The following is a 21,739-nucleotide window of genomic DNA, read 5'->3' on the forward strand; positions in this document are numbered from 1 at the left end:
AATTTCAGTCGCATCATGGCCGCAACCGCTTGAGCTTGCGATAGAGCGTCGCGCGGCTGATGCCGAGCGTCTGCGCGGCGGCGGCCACGTTGCCCTCGTGGCGCGCGAGGCTTTCGCGTATCAGCTCGTCCTCGTGCTTGCGGATCAGCCCATGCGGGCCCGCGCCGGGCGACGTGGGGCACGCGCCGTCGATGAAGCCGTCGCAGAGGTGGTCGAGGCCGAGTTCGTATTCGTCGTCGGCGCGCACGGCCAGCGCGGTGCGCAACACCATCTCCAGTTGGCGGATATTGCCGGGCCACGGATGCGTGCGGAACACTTCGGCAAGCTCCGCGCTGACGCTCACCTGCGAAGCCCCGAGGCGCGCGAGCAATGACTCGACGATCAGATCCACGTCGTCGCGCTCGCGCAGCGCGGGCAGATTCACGCTCACGCCGTGGATGCGGTAATAGAGGTCTTCGCGGAAGCTCTTTTCGCGCACCATCGTCGGCAGATTGCGGTGCGTCGCGCAGATCACGGCGATGTCGACGGACTGCTCCTCGCCCGCGCCGAGCGGCGCGACCTTGCGCTCCTGGAGCACGCGCAGCAGGCGCGCCTGCAGGTGCAGCGGCATGTCGCCGATCTCGTCGAGAAAGAGCGTGCCGCCATTGGCCTGCATCAGGCGTCCGGTCATGCCGCCTTTGCGCGCGCCCGTGAACGCGCCGTCGCGATAGCCGAACAGCTCCGATTCGATGAGGCCTTCGGGAATCGAGGCGCAATTGACGGCGACGAACGGCTTGCCCGCGCGTGCGCTGGCGTCGTGCAGGCCGCGCGCGACCACTTCCTTGCCGGTGCCGGTTTCTCCCTGCACGAGCACGGGCAGTCCGTTGTTGAGGCCCTGGCGCGCCATCTGCAACGCGCGCAGCAGGCGGCTCTGGCGGCCCGCGAGTTTGGCGAGGCCCTCTGTGTCGAGGATCGGTGCGCCTGCACGCGTGGAAGCGGGCGGCACGAGGGCGCGCGCGGTGCGGGCGTTGTCAAGGCGCGTGGCGGCGCGGCGCGGCGCGCGCAGTACGCGAAACGCGAACTCGCCCGGCAACGCCGCCACGCGCAGCGTACCGGCGGTGTCGAGCAGCGTGGTGAACGGCATATCGCGCGGACCTTCGCAGCGCTGGCCTACGAGCTCGCCGCGCGACAGGCGCAGCAGATCGCAGGCCTGGGCGTTGGCCGCAACGATCTCGCCATCGTCGCGCACGGCGAGCACGCCGCTCCACGTCGAGTCGAGATACGCGCGGCGCGGATGAAACGCGAGCACGAAATGCTCGGGAAAAAACGCTTCGAACAGGCGCGTTTCGATATGATTCGCGGCCGCGCCGATCAGCATCGAATGCGTATCGTGCAGCACCGGCAACTGGCCGTCGCGCGTGAGATCGAGCACGCCGATCACCTCGCCGTAGGGATCGGCGATCGGCAGCGAGCAGCACGAAAAGCGGCTCAGGCGGCCGATGAAATGCTCGCCGCTATCGATCGCCACGGGCCGGCCTTCCACGAGCGCGGTGCCGAGCGCATTCGTGCCGCGCAGCGACTCGGTCCAGGCCGCGCCCGGCGAGATGTCGAAGATGCCGAGCTCGGGGAGCGCGGCCGCGTCGCCTTCCACGCGCAGGATCGTCGCGTCGGCATCGGCGAGGATCACGAGGCCCTCGCGGCCGCAGCGCTCTTCGAGAAAATCGAGCTCGGGCGCCGCCGCGTCGAGCAGCATGCGGTTGGCCGCATGGAGGTCGTCGAGATTGCCGAATTCGCGCAGGCTCACGAGCGCATCGTCGTGACCGCGCACGCCGTGCGCGAGACTGCGTCGCCACGAGGCGTCGATCTCGCGGCGCAAATAGCCCTCGGGCAGATGGCCGTCGGCGCGCAGGCGCTCGCGAATCAGATGGGTGGTTTGCAACCGGTCCGGAATCGCCGCGCCGGGAGGAAAGAAGTCTTGCAAGCTGTCCCCCTTAAGAGTGATCGCGTCTCGCCACCTGCATCGGTGCCGCGCGTGAAAAAAGCCCGCCTAATCTCGCACAGATGCCGGGGCGAATCCATCCGGTGAACAACGCATATCGCCGCGCTGCGGGGGGTGTTTAACCAGGGGTTTTACGGTGTTTTCCGCGAGACAGGCGCGCGGGTCGGCGCGCATAAGGGATGCGAAGAGGACGTGAAGCGGATGCGAAGCGGCAGACGTTGCATGTGCCGCGCATGATCGTTCGTTCACGTTCGGCGCGGCGCATGACTCGTCAGCGCGTTCGTCAGTGCGTTAGACACTCATGAGCACGCTCTTGATTTCGGTGTAGTGCTCGATGGCGGCGGCGCCCATTTCGCGGCCGAGGCCCGACATGCGATAGCCGCCGAACGGCAGCGACGGATCGAGCGCGCTATGGCAATTGACCCATACCGATCCCGACTTGATCTTCGGGATCATGCGATGCGCGGCTGAGAGGTTGTTGGTCCAGAGGCTTGCGCCCAGGCCATAGCGCGTGTCGTTGGCGAGGCGCAGCGCATCGTCGATGGTGTCGAACGGAATCGCCACGAGCACCGGCCCGAAAATTTCTTCCTGCACGAGCGGGCCTTTCTGATCGGCGTCCACGATCACGGTGGGCTTCACGAAATAGCCCGGCCCGTATTGCTCGCCCCCGCAGGCGAGTTGCGCGCCCGCCGCGCGTCCGCGCTCGATATAGCCCATCACGCGCTGCTGCTGTTTCTGCGAGATCAGCGGCCCCATCTCGACGCTCGGGTCGAGCCCGTTGCCGAGCTTCATGCGGCTTGCGATCGACGCAATGTCGCCGACGATGCTGTCGAAACGCTTACGCTGCACATAGAGGCGCGAGCCCGCGCAGCACACCTGGCCCTGGTTGAAGAAGATGGCCGTGGCGGCGCCCGCGGCGGCGGCGGCCGGGTCGGCATCGTCGAGCACGATGGTGGGCGACTTGCCGCCGAGTTCGAGCGTGATGCGCGTCATCGACTCCATGGCCGCCTTGCCGATGAGCTTGCCCACTTCGGTCGAGCCCGTGAACGTGAGCTTGTCCACGTCGGGATGATGCGAGAGCGCGGCGCCCGCTTCGGCGCCGGTGCCCGTCACCACGTTGAAGACGCCGGGCGGGTAGCCCGCTTCGAGCGCGAGCTCGGCGAGCTTGAGCGCCGAGAGCGGCGTCTCGTCGGCGGGCTTGAGCACGACCGTGCAGCCCGTGGCGAGAGCAGGGCCGAGCTTCCAGCACGCGAGCAGCAGCGGAAAATTCCACGCGACGATCGCGCCCACCACGCCCACGGCTTCGCGGCGCGTGTAGCCGTGAAACTGGCCTTCGGGCATGAGCGGCATCGAAACGTCGACGGTCGAGCCTTCGATCTTCGTTGCGAAGCCGGCCATGTAGCGCAGGAAATCGATGGAGAGCTGCACGTCCATCACGCGCGCGACCTGGGCGCTCTTGCCGTTGTTCACGCATTCGAGCTCGGCGAGCACCTGCGCATCGCGCTCGACGAGGTCGGCGAGACGCCATAGCAGATTCTGGCGCTCGCGCGGACGCATGCGGCTCCATGCGGAATCGTCGAAGGCCTGGCGCGCCGCGCGCACGGCGCGGTCCACGTCTTCGGCGGACGACCGGGGCACGTCGGCGAGATGCGCGCCCGTGGCCGGGTTGTGCAGGGGCATGGTCGCGCCGCTGGCGGCGTGCACCCATGCGTCGCCGATCAGCATGGCCGGTGCGCGCTCGACGAACGCCTGGGTTTGCGGGAGTAGGGACAGCGGAGCCTGCATGAGATGATCCTCGCTCTTTGGGTTGGCTGAGGACGAGCGCAAAGCAGCTTCCGTACCAGTCGACGCGCGAGGCGAGCGGGCAAGGCAAGCACGCGCGCAAGCATGGATCCTGGCTCGCACAAGGGCGCACAGGATGTCTCATTTTGAGAATTCGCATGAGACACGAGACGAGAATGGCACGCGATTTAATCCACGATCGATGCATATGCACTGCGACTTGCGCAAACGCATGATTTTTTGCATCGGGATTTACCCGATTATCGAATCGCAGAAAGTGCCTTGTTTCAGGGGCTCAAATCGCTTGCGCGATGTTTCGCGCGATTGGCACGACCCATGCTTTATCCCCTCCCGAAAAATCAGGCCGCCGATGCACACGAGCAATAGAACAGCGCGAACGGCGACGAACGGCGACATGGAACCCGGTAAAGGAGCGAGGCCTTGTTCAAGACTTTCATTCGACGCAGCACCTTGTTGAGCATCGCGGGGTTGGCCGCGCCGCTCGCGTTCGCGACGGCGGCGCACGCGCAGGCGCAGCCGCAGCAGCACGACGCGCTCACGATCATCAGCCACACCTGCGCGGCGTGCCATACCGCCGAGTCGAAGGATTCGTGGAGCCGCATCAGCCATCAACGCAAGACGCCCGAAGGCTGGCTCATGACGATCGCACGCATGCAGACCATGCATGGCCTCGTCATCAGCGACGAGGACCGCGCGATCCTCGTGAAGTATCTGTCCGACCGCCAGGGCCTCGCGCCCTCGGAAACGGCCGATGCGCGCTACGCGCTCGAACAGCGCCTCAATACGCAAGAGACCATCGGCACCGAGGAATTCAAGCAGATGTGCGCGCGCTGCCACTCGGCGGCGCGCCCGGTCTTGCAGCGTCGCCCGGTGGCGGAATGGGACAAGCTCGTGAATTTCCACCTCGGGCAATGGCCGTCGATCGAATACTCGGCGATGGGCCGCGACCGCGACTGGCTGCAAGTGGCGCTCAAGGACATCGCGCCGATGCTCGCGAAGCAATATCCCTATGACAGCAAGGACTGGACGGACTGGCAGAAGAACCGCCCGGCTGCATCCACGTTCGTGGGCAACTGGAGCTTCAGCGGCCACATGCCGGGGCACGGCGATGCCTACGGCGTGATGAACGTGACGGGCGGCGCCAACGACACGTTCAAGGTCTCGCTCAAGGGCCGCTTTGCCGATGGCGGCGCACTCGACGGCAATGGCTCGGCGATCCTCTACGACGGCTACGAATGGCGCGCGAGCATCAAGGTGCAGGGCGTGGAAATGCGCCAGGTGCTGGCGGCTACGAGCGGCGAAATGAAGGGGCGCATGTTCGACGACGCGCACACCGAGCGCGGTCTCGACTTCGTTGCGGCGAAGGCCGGCAGCGCGGCGCGCATTCTCGCCGTGCAGCCCGAGTACATCAAGGCCGGCACGCAAGGCGAGGTGACCGTGGTGGGCACGAACCTCCACGGCACGCCCAACTTCGGTCCTGGCGTTGCAGTGACGTCCGTGGTCGCGCGCTCGCCGCAAGCGATCCGCGTGCGCGTGAAGGCGAATGCCGATAGCGCCGTGGGTCCGCGCGCAGTGAGCGTGGGCGGCGCGCAGCTCGCGGACTTTGCCGTCTATCAGCAGATCAAGGAAGTGAAGGTCGTGCCCGAGTATGCAGTGGCGCGCATCGGCGGCAACGGCGGCCCGGAGCCGAAAGTGCAAGGGCGCTTCGACGCGCAGGCGTGGGGCGTGGATGCTGCGGGCAAGCCGTTCCGCATCGGCGTGGTGCCCGCGCAATGGTCGGTCGAGCCGTTCAACGACCAGGCCAAGGAAGACCACGACGTGAAGTTCGCGGGCGCGATGCAGGCCTCGACCGGCATCTTCACGCCCGGTGACGCGGGCCCGAATCCGGAGCGCCGCATGTCGACGAACAACACCGGCAATCTCAACGTGATCGCGACGGTGACCGATGGCGGCCAGAGCGTTTCGGGCAAGGCGCACATGATCGTCGGGGTGCAGCGCTGGAACAATCCGCCGATCCCCTGATGCCTGACGCTCATGAGAATCGGGGCTTTTGAAGCGTGGCTTTTTAAAGGCCGAAGCCGGTCTGGATCGAATAGAAGGAGTGTGAAATGAGCGCCATGTTGAATCTGGTGGAGCGCAACGTGCACGAGGTGCAGGTGGATCGCGAGCGCCTGATGTTCCATATCCCGAGCAGTTCGCTGTTCGCCGCCGACAAGGTGACGGCGGACATCATCGACGCGCTGCGCGAGAGCAGTTGCACGGCCGACGAGCTGTTCGCGCGGCTCGCGGGCAAGTCCGCGACGCTCGACGCCTATCACGCGAACGAAGTGAGCGAGACGCTGCGCGAGCTGCTCGCGCTCGAAGTGGTGAGCGACGGCTCGCCGCTTTCGCCCGAGATTGCCGTGAAGCGCGTGGAGCGCACGGCGATCAACACCGTCGTGCTCAACGTGAACACGGGCTGCAATCTAAGTTGTACGTACTGCTACAAAGAAGATCTCGATACGCCTTCCGCGGGGCGCCGCATGGACATGGAGACCGCGAAGGCCTCCGTGGAGATGCTGCTCAAGGAGTCGCCCGACGAATCGCGCTATACGGTCGTGTTCTTCGGCGGCGAGCCGCTTAGCAACCGCAAGCTGATCGAGTGCATGGTCGAGTATTGCGAGCTGCGTTTCGGCGCGCTCGGCAAGCAGGTCGACTTCGTGATGACGACCAACGCGACGCTGCTCACCGAGGAGATCGTCGACTGGCTCGACGCGCATCGCTTCGGGCTTTCGGTGAGCATGGACGGGCCGCGCTCGATTCACGATCTCAACCGGCGCACCGTGGGCGGCGCGGGCACCTATGACGTGGTCCGGCGCAAGGCGGAGATGCTGCTCAAGCGCTATCGCAGCCGGCCCGTGGGCGCGCGCGTGACGCTCACGAGCGGCGTGACCGACATCGCGGGCATCTGGGACCACCTCATCAACGAACTGGGCTTTGCCGAGGTGGGCTTCGCGCCCGTGACGTCGGGCCAGCTCGACACCTTCAACCTGCAGCCCGACGAGCTCACGCGCGTGTTCGAGAACATGAAGGCGCTGGGCCGCCGCTATCTGCACGCGGCGCTCGATAATCGCAACATCGGGTTTTCGAATCTGCATCAGCTCATTACCGATATCCACGAAGGGCACAAGAAGTCGCTGCCGTGCGGCGCGGGACTGAAGATGCTCGCCGTCGATCACAAGGGCGAACTGAATCTGTGCCACCGCTTCACGGGATCGACGCTGCCTACCTTCGGCAACGTGCACGCGGGCGTGGACACGGAGCGCCTCACCGACTTTCTCTCCGGGCGGCTCGACCGCAGCGGCACGGGCTGCGAAAGCTGCCGCATCCGCAATCTGTGCTCGGGCGGCTGCTATCACGAGAGCTACGCGCGCTATGGCGACCCGCAGCATCCCACCTACCACTATTGCGATCTGATGCGCGACTGGGTCGATTTCGGCATCGAAATCTATGCCCGCATCATGGCGGCCAATCCGGCGTTCATCGACAACCACATCACTCCGCGCAAGGCACACTGACATGAAACATTTGAAGCCGCTCAACAACAAGGCGAAGCAGCTCGATCAGGCAGCCGCCGAAGACCGCCTGGAGGAAGTCGTTGCGATGACGTCGGTGGCGGGCTGCACGGCCACCACGGACCCCGGCTGGGAAGTGGACGTGTTCGGCGGTGTGGCCTCGTTGTGCCAGCCAATGGAAGCCGACCTCTACGGCTGCTCCGATCCGTGCTGGTGGCCCGCGCAAGTGCCGGACATGATGAGCACCTACCAGGACTGGAACAAGACGGCCGCCGATTCGGGCAAGGACTGGCGCCATCTCGGCAGCGTCTTCCCGAAGGATAACTAAGCTACGCGGCAAATTAAAAGGACATGTCATGGCATTGAGGAAGCATACGACCCGGGCCGCGCTCGCCGCCGTGCTGGGCGCCTTCACGACGCTCTCCGCGTTTGCCGCGGCGGCGCCCGACGCGCCGCTCGAAAGCGGCCACGAGTATCTCGCGGTCACGAACTATCCGAACAACCTGAGCGTGATCGATACGAGTACTGAAACGGTCTACAAGACCTGCTCGCTGCCTGACGCATATGGTCCGGGCACCATGCAGATCAGCCCGGACAAGAAGCGCGCCTATGTGCTCAACAATCACTATGGCGATCTCTACGGAATCGATCTGGACTCCTGCAAGACAGTGTTTCATGCGGCGCTCTCGCAGTCGTGGGACGAGCGCGCGCGGGCAATGTTCTCGATCGCGCTGAGCCCGGACGGCAAGGAGATCTATAGCATCGTCAATCCGACGAAGATGAACCGCGACAGCTATGAAGTCGAGGCGCCGCGCCTGCAGGTCTGGTCGACCGACGGCGGGCTCGATGCGAAGCCGGTGCGCAGCTTTCCGGCGCCGCGTCAGACCACGATGATGCAGGCCGCCGACGATGGGTCGCTCTTCATCATCGGCCCGGCGGTCTACCGCATGAACGTCCATACGGGCAAGGTCGACGTGGCCGCGGCGCTGCGCGACTGGAAGCGCCCGCTCCATGGCGAGCCCGACGTGCTCTACGTGTGGCCGCAGCAGCGCCCGCAGCACACGTTCAACCTGCTCTATACGGCCGACCGCTTCCCGGACGAGAAGAAAGATCCGGCCAAGGCGCAGACGATGTACGGCTATATCGACATCGACCTGGCGAGCGGCAAGACGACGCTCAAGGACTTCGCGCCGTTCACGGAGATCTACTTCTCGGGCGGGGTCTCGCCGAAGGACCCCAACATCATGTACGGGGTGCTCAACCGGCTCGCGAAGTACGACATCAAGGACGAAAAACTGCTCAAGAGCGTGCCGCTCGATCATTCGTACTACTGTCTGACGATCGATAAAGCGGGCAAGAAGATCTATCTGGCGGGCACGTTCAACACCGTCGCCGTTTATGACGCGGATTCGCTCACGAAGCTCAAGGACATTCCCGTGCCCGGCGGCGACATGGCGATCACGACGGCGCAGATTTTCACGCGCTGATTGACCGAGGCGATTTGCAGTTCGATTCGCGTGTGGGGAGCGGGGCGGATGGCGTGGGCGCGACGCCCAGGCCGCCGCCGTGAGAGTCGGATGCCGTGGCGGCGCAACGCCCGCGTAAGCGGCGAAATCAGCGGTTAGTCGTACTGCCCGTTTCGTCGGCGCTTTCGAGCGCCTTGCGCTCGCGCCGCTCCTCGTTGCCGCGGCGCGCGCGCATGCGCTGGCGCGAGAGGACGTGGATGACCTCGCCGGTGCTGGCGTTCTCGGGAATTTCGTTGCGGATCACGTTGGCGACCATCGGCAGTCCCTGGCGTTGGCGCCGCAGCGCCCGCGCAATCGCGCCACGGCAGGCCGGCCCGTGGCAATCCCACTCATCGCGCATCTTTGCGCAGTAGCGACATTTTTCCATAGCTTTCAGTGTAACCGGAATCACGTGATGCTTTCGGGGCACGATCCGTGCACATGCACAGTGCGCGCCAGTCCCCCTCGCCGGTCGCTCGCGGGCAACGTGCGCGCGCCGACACTGGCCACGCGAGAGGCGTGTTCGCGGCTGCCGCATGGCGGTATCATCGGCTGCGGAGTTCGCGAGGCGGGAGCGGCGCATGGAAGCGACGGCAGCGGCAAGACCGGCAAGCCCGATGATCGGCGTGGTGCTGTTCGACATGGAGGGCGTGCTTTCGCATTACGATCGCGAGGCGCGCGCCGTGCGGCTCGCGGCGCTGACCGGCACGACGCCCGAGGCGGTGCGCGAGGCCATCTGGGGCTCGGGACTCGAAGCGCGCGCCGATGCGGGCGAGCTCGCCCCCGACGTCTATCTGCGCGCGCTCGGCGAACTGCTCGGCTGTGACATGAGCCGCGAGACCTGGCTCGCGGCGCGCCATGCTTCCATCACGCCCAACGAGGCGGCCATCGCCTTGGCCGGGCGCACGGCGCAGCGCTGCCGTATCGCCGTGCTGACCAACAACTGCCGCCTCGTGACCGACTTCCTCGATTTTCTGAATCCGCCCGTCGCGCGGCTGTTCGGCGAGCGCGTCTATGCGTCGGCGTCGTTCGGGGCGGTGAAGCCCGCGGCGCAGGCCTATCTCGGCTGCCTTGCGCAATTGGGCGTGGCGCCGCACGAAACGCTCTTCATCGACGACGGCGAGGCGAACGTGCAAGGCGCGCTCGATGCCGGCCTGCATGCGTGCCGTTTCGTCGATGTCGAAACGCTCGCGCAGGATCTCCAGCGTTTTGGCGTGGTCGATGGTTGAATCCATGAAAGCCCATGAAGCCGCGCGGCGGCCGTCCTGTTCACGAGCGAGGCTGCAATGAAAATATGCCGGGGAGCGTCAGTGTTTGCCGCGATATGCGTTGGCATAGGGCTTGGCTTGATGAGTGTGCCGATGGCGTTTGCGCAGGCAGGCGCAGCGCCTCAGGAACCCAACGCGGTGAACAACGCGGCCGCCACGGCACCCGTGCAATCGCCGGTCGTCTACGTGAACGATTTCGAGCTCGACGCGGCCAATGTCACGACCGACCAGAATCCCGTCGACAGTGCCCGGCGTTTCGCGGGCGGCCTGCTGCCGAGGCCGTTCGCGCATCGCGATGACCCGCAGGCACGCGCGCGCAAGATCGTCGATCAGATGGCCGATACGCTGGTCGCCGACCTGCGCAAGGCCGGCGTCGATGCAAGGCGTCTGCCCACAGGCGCCGCGCCGCCCGCGCAGGGCTGGCTCGTGCGCGGCGTGTTTCTCGATGTCGATGAAGGCAATCGCCTGCGCCGCTCGATGGTGGGCTTCGGCGCGGGGGCGAGCGAGATCGAACTCGCCGTCGCCGTGGACGATCTCTCGAAGCAGGCGCCCGCGCCGCTTTATCAGGTGATCGAAACGCATTCGAGCACGAGCAAGCCCGGTGCCGGCGCGGCCATCGCGCTCAATCCCTATGTTGCCGCCGCGAAGTTCGTGATTGCGCGCGGCGAGCAGCGCATGAGCGTCGAGCGCGCGGCGGGCGAGGTCTCGGACGCCGTGGTGGCGCGCGTGAAGCCCGCGCATTGAACCTGCTGTTGATGGGGCCGCCGGCCATACATCGGGCATGCATCGGATGCGGCGCGAACGCCGCCCCGAGCGCGCCCGGCACGCCGTTCGCGCGCCTCAGCCGCGCGCCGGAATCTCCAGCCCGCGCTTGACGGCCGGGCGCGCGAGGAACGCGTCGAGCGCGCGCGCAACGTGGCGGAAGTCCTTGAAGCCGACCAGATCGCCGGCCTCGTAGAAGCCGACTAGATTACGCACCCACGGGAATGTGGCGATATCGGCGATCGTATAGTGCTCGCCCGTGATCCACTCGCGCTGCGCGAGCTGCTGGTCGAGCACGTTGAGCAGGCGGCGCGACTCGGCCGCATAGCGCTCGCGCGGACGCTTGTCCTCGTAGTCCTTGCCGGCGAACTTGTGGAAGAAACCCACCTGCCCGAACATCGGCCCAATGCCGCCCATCTGGAACATCAGCCACTGGATCGCCTCGTAGCGCGCGCGGCCTTCGCGCGCGAGGAACTGGCCGCTCTTGTCGGCGAGATAGATCAGGATCGCGCCCGATTCGAAGAGCGGAAGCGGCGCGCCGTCCGGCCCGTTGGGATCGATGATCGCCGGAATCTTGTTGTTCGGATTGAGCGAGAGGAATTCCGGCGACATCTGGTCGTTGGTGTCGAAGCGGACCAGATGCGGCTCGTAGGGCAGGCCCGTTTCCTCGAGCATGATCGACACCTTCACGCCGTTGGGCGTGGGCAGCGAATAGAGCTGGATGCGCTCGGGAAGTTGCGCGGGCCATTTGGCGTTGATCGGGAAGGCGGCGAGGTCGTTCATGCGTAGTCCTGTAACAAGGTGCGGATGTTCATAGCGGCGCAAAGGCCCGGGCCTGCAAGGCGGCCGTATCGAGCGAACGCGTTAGCGCTGCCACAGCGTGCGGCCCCAGAACGTGAGCGTGCGGTCCCAGGCGAGCTGGGCCCAGACCGGATCGAACTGCGTGTGCGCGATGCGGCCCGGGCCCACGGCGGTTTCGTTCGCGAACGAGTGGTAAGCGAGGTAGCGATGGAACTCGACGTTCACGCCGCCGTCGCGCAGCTTCTTTTCGAGCTCGTCGACGGTCTCGCTCTTGAAGAAGCTGTCCTGCGTGCCCCAGTGGCCGAGCACGGGCACCGTGATCTTGCTTGCGTCGAGGTATTCGAGCGGCGGGAAGCCATACCAGACCACGGCGCCCGCGAGGCCGGGAATCATGTTCGCGGCGAGCAGCGTGAGCGCGCCGCCCATGCAGTAGCCCGTCACGCCCACGCGGTCGGTCAGCGTCTTCAGGTGATCGACGGCGCCGCGGATGTCTTGCGAGGCGGCGTCGCCGAAGTCGAGGCCCGTCATCAAGTGGTGCGCCTCTTCCTCTTCGACGGTGCTCTTGCCGCGGTAGAGATCGGGCACGAGCGCGTAGTAGCCCGATTGCGCGAGGCGGTCGGCCACGCCGCGGATCTGGTCGTTCAAGCCCCACCATTCCTGGATCACGACGATGGCGGGCGCGCCTTCGGTCTTCGCGGGCGTGGCGAGATAGCCCTGGAGCGCTTTGCCATCGGGGCGGTTGAAGCTGATCATGGAGCCGGCGGAGTGTTTCATGGTGTTCCTCGATGTTCGGTTGATCGATTGAAGCGGATTGAAACGGATTGGAGCCGATTGGCGCGGGGCGATACGGGTCGATACGAATCGGGCAGCCCGTAGCATAGCGCCTGCGTGAAGGCTTTGCTCGCGTGCACACGGGGCGGTGGTTGCGCTGCGCCAGGTCAGCCCGGCAAACCCGGCAAGCAGCACGCTTTCGCCCCGCTCACTCGCCGATCAGATGCAGCACGACTTCGCGCGCCTGCGCGTGCCGGCGGTGCTCGAAAAGGTAAATACCTTGCCCGGTGCCGATGCCGGTTTCGAGCACGAACGCACGCACTTGCACGGTGAACTCGACGAGTCCGCGCGAGCGCGCGCCGGCTGTGCTAATGCACAGTCGCACGAATGTCGGGAAAATTCGCTGCCGCACGCGCGGCCGCCCATGCTGGTAGGATACCGGCCTTGCCGCCGCTGCGGTGGCCGCCGCCAGACCCAGGAGAATGCAGTTGAACCTCACCCGCTTCGCAAAAGCACGCCACGCCACCAAGGCTTTCGATCCCGCACGCAAGATTCCTGCCGCCGTCATCGACGAACTCAAGGAGCTGATCCGCTTCAGCCCCTCTTCGGTGAACTCGCAGCCGTGGCACTTCGTGGTGGCCGGCAGCGACGCCGCCCGCGCGCGCGTGGCGAAGTCGATGCAGCCCGGCTATGCCTATAACGAGCCGAAGGTGATGCGCGCCTCGCACGTCCTCGTTCTGTGCGTACGCACCGATATGGATGCATCGCACCTGAACGCCGTGCTCGCCCAGGAAGAAGCCGATGGCCGCTTCGCGAACGCCGAGGCGAAGCTGGGCCAGCAGAACACGCGCGCCTTCTATGTGAATCTGCACCGCGAGCGCGCGGATCTGCCCGCATGGATGGAGAAGCAGGCGTATCTCGCGCTCGGCACGCTGTTGATTGGCGCATCGACGCTCGAGATCGATGCTTGCCCGATGGAAGGTTTCGACGCCAAGGCGCTCGATGAAGAACTCGGGCTCGCCGCGCAGGGCCTGACTTCGCTCGTCGTGATCGGCCTTGGCTACCGCAGCGCCGACGATTTCAACGCGAAGCTGCCCAAGTCGCGTCTTTCCACGGCGGCGGTTTTTACCGAGCTGGCGTAAGCGTTGGTGTCGGCGTCGCGCTATGGACTCGGCGCCAACCCTGACGAGTGGTTCGTCGTATCGCTAGCGGCATTCGCATTCGCGTCAGGGTTCTGACTGGCCTCCGTATTGGCCGCTGCACGATCAGGATGGTTCGGGTCATGCAGCGCGCCCGTCCAGCCGCCGCCCAGATCGCCGATCAGCGAAGCCGAATCGAGCAGCCGCTGCTGCTGCACGTTGAGCGAACTTTGTTGCGTGCTCAACTGTGTGGCTTGCGCCGTCGCCACCGTCGTGTAATCGACCGTGCCCGCTTCGTACTCGTTCTGCGCGATCTGCGCGCCACGGATCGCGTCGCGTACCGCGGCGTCCAGACGCTCGTTCTGCTGCGCGAGTATGCGCAAGCCCGAGAGATCGTTCTCGACGTTCTCGAACGCCGTGAGCACGGTGCCGCGATAGTTCGCCACCGCCGCGTCGTAGCTTGCGCGCGCCGCCGCCACCTGGCCGCTGCGCTGGCCGCCATCGAAGATCGTCTCCGTGGCGCTCGCGCCGAGCGACCACACGTAATTGCTGATGTGCAGCAGCCCCGCAAGCGGCGCCTGCGTGAAGCCATCGAGCGCCGAAAGCGAAATGTCGGGGTAATACGCGGCCACGGCCACGCCAATGGCCGCGTTCGCCGAGGCCATCTCGCGCTCCGCGGTGGCGATGTCGGGACGCCGCTGCAGCAGCGTGGAAGGCACGCCCGCGGGCGTCACCGGCAGCACCGGGAGCCTTGCGCTGTGCGGGATCGTCATGTCCTCGGGATTGCGGCCGACCAGCACCGCGATCGCGTGCTCGTATTGCGCGCGCGCGACGCCCAGCGCAATCAGGCTGGCCTGGGCATTCTCCAGTTGCGTGCGCGCCGTGATGAGGTCCGAAGGCGGGACGGTGCCCGCGCTGTCCTGGTCGCTCACCACGCGCAGCGAATCCTTGTAGGCCTGCACGGTCTGTGTGAGCAGGTCGATATCGGCGTCGGTCACGCGCAGGTCGATCACGGCATTGGCGAGCGCGATCTGTTCGGATAACTGAGCATTGGCGAGCGTGGCTTCGCTGGCCTGCGCGGTGGCCGACTGCTCCTCGATCTGGCGGCGCACCTGACCCCAGAGGTCCGGCGCCCAGCTCACGTTGGCTTCGAGCGAACCCGAGTTGACGATGCGCGCGCCGCCGCCGTTGAAGCCGCTCGACGTCGAGCCGGACGAGCGCTCGCGCGTGGCGGAGCCGGTCACGCCCAGCGTGGGAAAGAGGCCCGCGCGCGCGACGCGCACTTCGGCCAGCGCCTCCTGGTAATTCGCGTAGCTCTGCCGCACGGTCTGGTTCGAGACGGCCACGAGCGGTTCGAGCTCGTCGAGCAGCGGGTCCTGGAAGGCCGTCCACCAGTCGCCCTTCGGGCCTTCGGCAGCGGTGGGCTCGGCCTGGGTCCAGCCGGGCAGCTCCTTCCATTGCGTGGGCACCGCCACTTGCGGGCGATGGTAGTCGGGGCCCACCATGCAGCCGCTTGCGAGCAACGTGAGGGACGCGGCAAACGCGAGCGGCAGCAATCGGCCCGCCGCACGCAGGGATGGCGCGGGTTGGCTCGGGTGCTCAAGCGAGGCTTTACGCCGCCTCCGGCAGTCAATCGTCTTCATGGTGCGCTCTCATCGGCCTGGCGGTTCCAGGGCAGGCGTGCGGCCCAGCGTGCGAGGCGGGCGCGCAGGCGGTCGAGGAACAGATAGATCACGGGCGTGGTGTACAGGGTGAAGCACTGGGAGAGGAGCAGGCCGCCCATCACGGTCACGCCGAGCGGCTGGCGCAGCGAGGCGCCCTGGCCGATGCCCACGGCGAGCGGCACGGCGCCCAGCACGGCGGCGAAGGTCGTCATCATGATCGGCCGCAGACGCACGACAGCGGCCTCGTGGATCGCGTCGCGCGCGCTTTTGCCTTCGTTGCGCTGCAACTGGATCGCGACGTCCACCATCATGATGCCGTTCTTCTTCACGATACCGATCAGCAGGATGATGCCGATCATCGCGATCACCGAGAACGGCGTGCCGAAGATCAGCATGGCGAGAATGGCGCCGATGCCGGCCGAAGGCAGCGTCGAGAGGATCGTGAGCGGGTGGATGGTGTTTTCGTAGAGCACGCCCAGCACGATATAGACGACGGCGAGCGCGGCGAGAATGAGCAGCGGCACCGTGCCCATCGACTGCGCGTAGGCCTGCGCCGCGCCCGCGAACGCGCCATGGATCGAGGCGGGCATGCCGATGTCGCGCTGCGCCTGCTCGATGATCTTGCCCGCCTCGGAGAGCGAGCCGCCCTTGGGCAGGTTGAACGAGATCGTGCCGGCCACTTCGCCGCTCTGGTGATTGACCTGGGTGGCCGTGTGGCCCGTGGTCCAGTTCATCAGCGCGGTCACGGGCACCATGGTTTCGGCGGCGGTGCTGTCCGCGCTGCCGCTCGAGCTGCCGCCCTTGCTGTTGGCGATCGAGTTGTTCTGCTGGTTGGCCACGGCGTTCGCATTGCGCGCGTTGGTGTTGCCGGCCGTCGCGCTGGTGGCCGTGATCGCGCTATAGGGCGTGATGCCCGAAATCGTGCTGCCCGACATTTGCGTGGACGCGGAGCCGTTCGCGTTGCCGGCCGCCGTGCTCAGATAGATGCGGTTGAACGCCTGCGGATATTGCCAGTATTGCGGCGCCACTTCCATCACCACGAAATACTGGTTGATGGGGTTGTAGATGGTCGAGACCGTGCGCTGGCCGAAGGCGTCGTAGAGCACGCTGTCGATCTGGTTCGGGTCGAACCCATAGCGCTTCGCGGTCGCGCGATTCACGGTGACATAGGCCTGCAGGCCGTTTTGCTGCAAGTCCGAGTTCACGTCGGTGAGCGTGCCGTGGTACTTGTTCAGTTCGGCGACGAGCTTGGGCACCCAGGTGAAGAGCGCGTCGGCGTCGTCGCTCGTGAGCGTGTACTGGTACTCGGCCGCCGACTGCCGCCCGCCGATCTGCAGGTCCTGCTGCGCCTGCAGGAACAGGCGCGCGCCCGAGACCGCATTGAGCTTGGGCCGCAGGCGGTTCACGACCTCGGTAGCCGAGAGCTTGCGTTGCGCGAGCGGCTTGAGCTCGATGAAGACGGTGGCCGAATTGAGCGCGCGGCCGCCCGTGAAGCCCGCGACCGAGGCCACGGCGTGGTCCTTCTGCACGATCTCCTGCATCTGCGCGAGCTTCTTCTCCATCGCCGGGAACGAGATGCTCTGGTCGGCGATGATCTGGCCGATCAGGATGCCCGTGTCCTGCTCCGGAAAGAACGTGCCCGGGAGCAGGCGCGCGAGAAACACGTTGCCGATCAGCAGGGCGAGCAAGATGAAGATCGTGAGCCGCGCATGATTGAGCGCGACGTCGAGCGTGCGCGAATAGAACTGCTTGAAGCGCTCGAACTGCGCGTTGATCCACTGCGCCGTGCGCGAGGGCGTGCGCTCCTTGCGCTCGCGTGCGAGCACATAGGCGCACATGGTGGGCGTGACCGTGAGCGAGACCACGAGCGAGATGACGATCGCGATCGAGAGCGTCATCGCGAACTCGTGAAAGAGCAGGCCCACGATGCCCGGCATCAGCAGGATCGGCAGGAACACGGCAATCAGCGAGAGGCTCATCGAGAGCACCGTGAAGCCCACTTCGCCCGCACCGCGCAGCGCGGCTTCCTTCGGTTCGAGCCCGGCCTCGATATGGCGCACGATGTTTTCGAGCACCACCACGGCATCGTCCACCACGAAGCCGGTGCCGATCGTGAGCGCCATCAGCGAGAGCGAGTCGATGCTGTAGCCGAGCAGGTACATCGGCCCGAACGAGCCGACGATGGACAGCGGCAGCGCCACGGCGGGAATCAGCGTCGCGCGCGGCGAGAGCAGGAACACGAACACCACGCCGATCACGAGCAGCACGGCGATAAAGAGCGTGCGCTCGGTGTCGGCCACGGAGGCGCGCACGGCCTCCGAGCGGTCGATCGCCACGTGCACCTTGATCGTGCCGGGCAGCGCCGCCTCGATCGAGGGCAGGCGCGCCTGGATCTGCTGCACCGTCTTCACGACGTTGCTGCCCGGCATCGGATAGACGATCACGAGCACCGCCGACTTGCCGTTGAAGAGGCCCGCGTTGCGGATGTTTTCGTTCGAGTCGTTGACCGTGCCTATGTCGCGCAGGTAGACGGGCGCGCCGTCGCGGTAGGCGACGATCACGTCGCGAAACGGCGCGGCGTTGCTGATCTGGTCGTTCGAGACGACCTCGAAGCGCTGGTCGCCCTGGTCGATATGGCCTTTTGCGCTGTTCGCGTTGGCCGCGCCGATCGCGGCGCGCACGTCCTCCATGCCGATGCCGTAGCTGTTGAGCTTGCCGGGCTCCAGCTCCACGCGCACCGAAGGCAGCGCGCCGCCGCCCAGCGTGATCTGGCCCACGCCATCTACTTGAGAGAGCTGCTGCTGGATGACCGAATCGGCCGAGTCGTAGAGCTGCGCCTTGGTGAGCGTTTCCGAGGTGAGCGCGAGCACCATGATCGGCGCGCTCGCGGGGTTGTACTGGCGGTAGGTGGGGTTGCTGCGCAGCGTGGTGGGCAGGTCGGCGCGGGCGGCCTGGATGGCCGCTTCCACGTCGCGCGCGGCGCCGTTGATGTCGCGGTTCAGGCCGAACACCACCACGATCAGTGAGGACCCCACATTATTGATCGAGGTGAGCTGGCTCACGTCGGCGATGGTGCCCAGCCGCCGCTCGAGCGGTTCGGCCACCGTGGAGGCCATCGTCTCGGGGCTCGCGCCCGCCATGTTCGCCTGCACCACGATCACCGGATAGGCGATGTTGGGCAGCGGCGCCACCGGCAGCCGGAAAAAGGCGAGCGTACCGGCGATCAGGATCGCGATCGCGAGAAGCGAGGTCGCGACCGGCCGCCGGATGAAGAGCGCCGAGAGATTCACGGCGTGCCCTCGGGCGCGGGCGGCGCGCTGGGACCGGGACCGGCGCCAGGACCCGTGCCCGGACCACCGCCTGCATCGCCATCGGCGCCGCCGGTTTCATCGCCGCTTGGGCCGCGATTGCGCTTGCGGCCGAAGCGTTCGGCGAGGCGGTCGAAGAACAGATAGATCACGGGCGTCGTAAAGAGCGTGAGCATCTGCGAGAGCGTGAGACCGCCGATGATCGCGAGGCCGAGCGGGCGGCGCAATTCCGAACCCGTGCCGGTGCCGAGCAGCATGGGCAGCGCCCCGAGCATGGCCGCGAGCGTGGTCATGAGGATCGGCCTGAAGCGCAGCAGCGACGCCTCGAAGATCGCTTCGCGCGCCGGCTTGCCGTGCACGCGCTCGGCTTCGAGCGCGAAGTCCACCATCATGATGGCGTTCTTCTTGACGATGCCGATCAGCAGCACGATGCCGATGATGCCGATCACGTCGAGGTCCTTGCCCGCGATCATCAGCGCGAGCAGCGCGCCGATGCCGGCCGAGGGCAGCGTCGAGAGAATCGTCACCGGGTGGATATAGCTCTCGTAGAGCACGCCCAGCACGATATAGACGGCCACGATGGCCGCGATCAGCAGATAGACTTCGCTCGAAAGCGAATCCTCGAACGCCTGCGCCGCGCCCTGGAACGACGAGGTGATCGAGGGCGGCAGCTTAACGGCGGCCTCGGCCTGGCGGATGTCGCGCACGGCGGCGGAGAGCGACGCGCCATCGGCGAGATTGAACGAGATCGTGACCGACGGGAATTGCGCGAGGTGGCTGATCATCAGCGGCGAGCGCGTGATGCTGATGGTCGCGATGCCCTTGAGCGGCACCTGGCCTTCGCTCGCGGTCTGGCTCGGCAGATAGATGTCGCCGATCGATTCCACCGTGGGCAGCGACTCGGGCTTGGCCACGAGGATCACGCGGTACTGGTCCGACTGCTGGAAGATGGTCGAGACGATGCGCTGGCCGAGCGCGTCGTAGAGCGCGTTGTCGATGGTGGCCGCCGTGATGCCGTAGCGCGCCGCGAGCTGGCGGTTCACCTGCACGTTCACGGAGAGGCCGTCGGTGTTCAGGTCGCTCGTGACGTCGGCGATCGACGGAATCTGCCTCATGCGCGCGACGAGCGCGGGCACGTATTGCTCGAAGGCGTCCTGGCTCGGGCCGCGCAGCACGAAGTTGTACTGGTTGCGCGAGACCGTGGTGTCGAGCGTGAGATCCTGCTCGGGCTGCAGATAGAGGCGGATGCCCGCTACCTTCGCCACCGACTGCTGGATGCGCCGCGCGATTTCCTCGGCGGTCTCGGAGCGGTCGTCGTGCGGCTTCAGGTTGATGAGGAAGCGCCCGTTGTTGAGCGTGTTGTTGATGCCGTCGATGCCCACGTACGAGGTCAGCGAAACGACATCGGGGTCCTTGAGAATTTCCTCGGCGAGTGCCGACTGGCGCCGCACCATCGCCTGGTACGAGACCGAGTTGTCGGCCACGCTGATCGCCTGGATCACGCCCACGTCCTGCACGGGAAAGAGGCCCTTGGGGATCACCACGTAGAGCAGCCCGGTGAGCGCAACGGTCAGCACGGCCACGACGAGCGTGAGCGTCTGGTGGTCGAGCACCCAGCGCAGGCCGCGCTCGTAGGCGTTGAGCGTTTTGTTGAAGAGGCCTTCGCTGATGCGCTCGAAGCGGCTCGGATGCCGCTCGGCCTGGGCGCGCAGGATGCGCGCGCACATCATGGGCACGACCGTGAGCGAGACCACCGCCGAGAGCACGATGGTGACCGCGAGCGTGACCGCGAATTCGCTGAAGAGCCGCCCGATCACGCCGCCCATGAAGAGCAGCGGAATCAGCACCGCGATCAGCGAGATCGTGAGCGAGAGGATGGTGAAACCGATCTGCCCCGCGCCCTTGAGCGCTGCCTCCAGCGGTTTGTCGCCTTCCTCCAGATAGCGCACGATGTTCTCGATCATCACGATCGAGTCGTCGACCACGAAGCCGGTGGCGATGATGAGCGCCATCAGCGAGAGATTGTCGATCGAGTAGCCGAGCTCGTACATGAGCGCGAGCGTGCCGATCAACGAGACCGGCACCGAAATGCTCGGGATGATCGTGGCGGGCAGATTGCGCAGGAATACGAAGATCACGGCTACCACCAGCGCCACGGCGAGCACGAGCTCGAACGCCGCGTCGCTGACCGAGGACTGGATCACGCCCACGCTGTTGGAGACCACCGTGACCTTCATGCCGGCCGGCAGCGTGGCTTCGAGCTGCGGGAGCTGGCGCATGATCTGGTTGACCGTGGCGATCACGTTCGCGCCTGGCTGGCGCTGCACGTTCAGCACGATCGCGGGCGCTTTGTTGTACCAGGCGCCGCGCTCGACATCCTGGGCCGCCGTGGACACGCGCGCGACGTCGCGCATGAACACGGGCGAGCCGTTCTGGTAGGCGATGACCGTGTCTTCGTAGTCCTTCGGGTCCGAGATCTGGTCGTTCGAGTTGATCGTGTAGTCGAGCTCGGGGCCGTCGAAGTTGCCCTTCGGCGCGCTGATGTTCACGTTGGCGAGCAGCGTGCGCAGATCGTCGAGATTGAGGCCGTAGGCGGCGAGCTTCTGCGGGTCGGCTTCCACGCGCACGGCGGGCACGTTGCCGCCCGCGGTGCTCACGAGACCCACGCCCGGCACTTCGGAGATCTTGGTCGCGAGCCGGTTGTTGGCGGCGTCCTGCAACTGCGTGAGCGACATCGACTTCGAGGTCACCGCGAGCGTGAGAATGGGCTGGTCGGCCGGATTGACCTTGGCGTAGGTCGGCGGCGCGGGCAGGCCGCTCGGCAGATAGCTGTTGGCCGCGTTGATGGCCTGCTGCACGTTCTGCTCGGCCACGTCGAGGTTCAGCGAGAGATCGAACTGCAGCGTGATGACCGAGGCGCCCTCGGAACTGTACGAGACCATCTGCTGCAGGCCCGGTATTTCGCCGAGCTGCACTTCGAGCGGCGCCGTGACCGTGGTGGCCATGACGTTCGGGCTCGCGCCGGGGTAGAAGGTCTGCACCTGGATGGTCGGGTAGTCGACCGAAGGCAGCGACGACACCGGCAGGAACTTCATCGCCACGAGGCCGACCAGCACCATCGCGATCATCAGCAACGAAGTCGCGACGGGCCGCAGAATGAAGAGACGCGAAATATTCATCGGCGCG

General features: G+C 66.1%; 15 protein-coding genes and 1 pseudogene. 7 read left to right on the forward strand and 9 right to left on the reverse strand.

Annotated elements, in window-relative coordinates; genetic code table 11:
- Positions 1-13 precede the first annotated feature (13 nt).
- Together U5775_RS05350 and U5775_RS05355 are read right to left on the reverse strand one after the other, a co-directional pair.
- Complete coding sequence (locus U5775_RS05350; protein WP_322057080.1) at positions 14-1,960, reverse strand: sigma-54-dependent Fis family transcriptional regulator; 1,947 nt, start codon at positions 1,958-1,960, stop codon at positions 14-16.
- Between the two features lie 309 nt (positions 1,961-2,269).
- Positions 2,270-3,763 (reverse strand): aldehyde dehydrogenase family protein, encoded by a 1,494-nt coding sequence (locus U5775_RS05355; RefSeq protein ID WP_322057081.1) that lies wholly within the window; start codon positions 3,761-3,763, stop codon positions 2,270-2,272.
- Positions 3,764-4,201: 438 nt separating this feature from the next.
- On the opposite strand from U5775_RS05355, the gene peaA reads away from it, so the two are divergent.
- The 4 genes from peaA to peaD all read left to right on the forward strand — a co-directional run bounded on the left by peaA (position 4,202) and on the right by peaD (position 8,822).
- Complete coding sequence (gene peaA / locus U5775_RS05360; RefSeq protein WP_322057082.1) at positions 4,202-5,803, forward strand: quinohemoprotein amine dehydrogenase subunit alpha; 1,602 nt, start codon at positions 4,202-4,204, stop codon at positions 5,801-5,803.
- An 86-nt stretch (positions 5,804-5,889) separates the two neighbouring features.
- Entirely contained in the window at positions 5,890-7,338 is a 1,449-nt protein-coding gene (gene peaB / locus U5775_RS05365; RefSeq protein ID WP_322057083.1) for a quinohemoprotein amine dehydrogenase maturation protein, read from the forward strand.
- 1 nt (position 7,339) lies between these two features.
- Positions 7,340-7,663 carry a quinohemoprotein amine dehydrogenase subunit gamma gene (gene qhpC, locus U5775_RS05370; RefSeq protein WP_322057084.1) on the forward strand — a complete coding sequence of 108 codons (324 nt, stop codon included), beginning with the start codon at positions 7,340-7,342 and terminating at the stop codon, positions 7,661-7,663.
- Between the two features lie 28 nt (positions 7,664-7,691).
- Positions 7,692-8,822 carry a quinohemoprotein amine dehydrogenase subunit beta gene (peaD, locus tag U5775_RS05375; RefSeq protein WP_322057085.1) on the forward strand — a complete coding sequence of 377 codons (1,131 nt, stop codon included), beginning with the start codon at positions 7,692-7,694 and terminating at the stop codon, positions 8,820-8,822.
- 127 nt (positions 8,823-8,949) lie between these two features.
- Here the strand turns inward: peaD and U5775_RS05380 are convergent, their stop codons facing one another.
- The gene (locus U5775_RS05380; RefSeq protein ID WP_322057086.1) at positions 8,950-9,228 is read right to left on the reverse strand and encodes a hypothetical protein; all 279 of its coding nucleotides are present in this window, start codon (positions 9,226-9,228) and stop codon (positions 8,950-8,952) included.
- 193 nt (positions 9,229-9,421) lie between these two features.
- On the opposite strand from U5775_RS05380, the gene U5775_RS05385 reads away from it, so the two are divergent.
- Both U5775_RS05385 and U5775_RS05390 read left to right on the forward strand, forming a co-directional pair.
- Positions 9,422-10,069, forward strand: coding sequence for an HAD family phosphatase (locus U5775_RS05385; protein ID WP_322057087.1), 648 nt, complete (start codon positions 9,422-9,424; stop codon positions 10,067-10,069).
- A gap of 120 nt (positions 10,070-10,189) precedes the next feature.
- Positions 10,190-10,852 carry a DUF4410 domain-containing protein gene (locus tag U5775_RS05390; protein ID WP_322057088.1) on the forward strand — a complete coding sequence of 221 codons (663 nt, stop codon included), beginning with the start codon at positions 10,190-10,192 and terminating at the stop codon, positions 10,850-10,852.
- Positions 10,853-10,948: 96 nt separating this feature from the next.
- Here U5775_RS05390 and U5775_RS05395 read toward each other — a convergent pair whose 3' ends face one another.
- From U5775_RS05395 to U5775_RS05405, 3 genes and pseudogenes are all read right to left on the reverse strand, one after another.
- Positions 10,949-11,653, reverse strand: a complete 705-nt coding sequence (locus tag U5775_RS05395) for a glutathione S-transferase N-terminal domain-containing protein (RefSeq protein ID WP_322057089.1) — start codon at positions 11,651-11,653, stop codon at positions 10,949-10,951.
- 81 nt (positions 11,654-11,734) lie between these two features.
- Positions 11,735-12,445 carry a dienelactone hydrolase family protein gene (locus tag U5775_RS05400; protein WP_322057090.1) on the reverse strand — a complete coding sequence of 237 codons (711 nt, stop codon included), beginning with the start codon at positions 12,443-12,445 and terminating at the stop codon, positions 11,735-11,737.
- A gap of 205 nt (positions 12,446-12,650) precedes the next feature.
- Positions 12,651-12,737 (reverse strand): annotated as a pseudogene (locus U5775_RS05405) (YjbQ family protein); the annotation flags it as partial.
- Positions 12,738-12,930: 193 nt separating this feature from the next.
- Between U5775_RS05405 and nfsB the strand changes: the two are divergent.
- The gene (gene nfsB / locus U5775_RS05410; RefSeq protein ID WP_322057091.1) at positions 12,931-13,584 is read left to right on the forward strand and encodes an oxygen-insensitive NAD(P)H nitroreductase; all 654 of its coding nucleotides are present in this window, start codon (positions 12,931-12,933) and stop codon (positions 13,582-13,584) included.
- Between the two features lie 20 nt (positions 13,585-13,604).
- Here nfsB and U5775_RS05415 read toward each other — a convergent pair whose 3' ends face one another.
- From U5775_RS05415 to U5775_RS05425, 3 genes are read right to left on the reverse strand one after another with little or no spacing between them, the layout of a single operon-like run.
- Positions 13,605-15,224 (reverse strand): efflux transporter outer membrane subunit, encoded by a 1,620-nt coding sequence (locus U5775_RS05415; protein ID WP_322057092.1) that lies wholly within the window; start codon positions 15,222-15,224, stop codon positions 13,605-13,607.
- Positions 15,221-18,535 (reverse strand): efflux RND transporter permease subunit, encoded by a 3,315-nt coding sequence (locus U5775_RS05420; RefSeq protein ID WP_322057093.1) that lies wholly within the window; start codon positions 18,533-18,535, stop codon positions 15,221-15,223. Before U5775_RS05420 ends, U5775_RS05415 begins: the two co-directional genes overlap by 4 nt.
- Positions 18,532-21,732 (reverse strand): efflux RND transporter permease subunit, encoded by a 3,201-nt coding sequence (locus U5775_RS05425; protein WP_322057094.1) that lies wholly within the window; start codon positions 21,730-21,732, stop codon positions 18,532-18,534. The genes U5775_RS05420 and U5775_RS05425 overlap by 4 nt, the downstream gene beginning before the upstream one ends.
- Positions 21,733-21,739: the final 7 nt, after the last annotated feature.

Source organism: Paraburkholderia sp. J63 (genome assembly GCF_905220245.1).
Classification (GTDB): Bacteria; Pseudomonadota; Gammaproteobacteria; order Burkholderiales; family Burkholderiaceae; genus Paraburkholderia.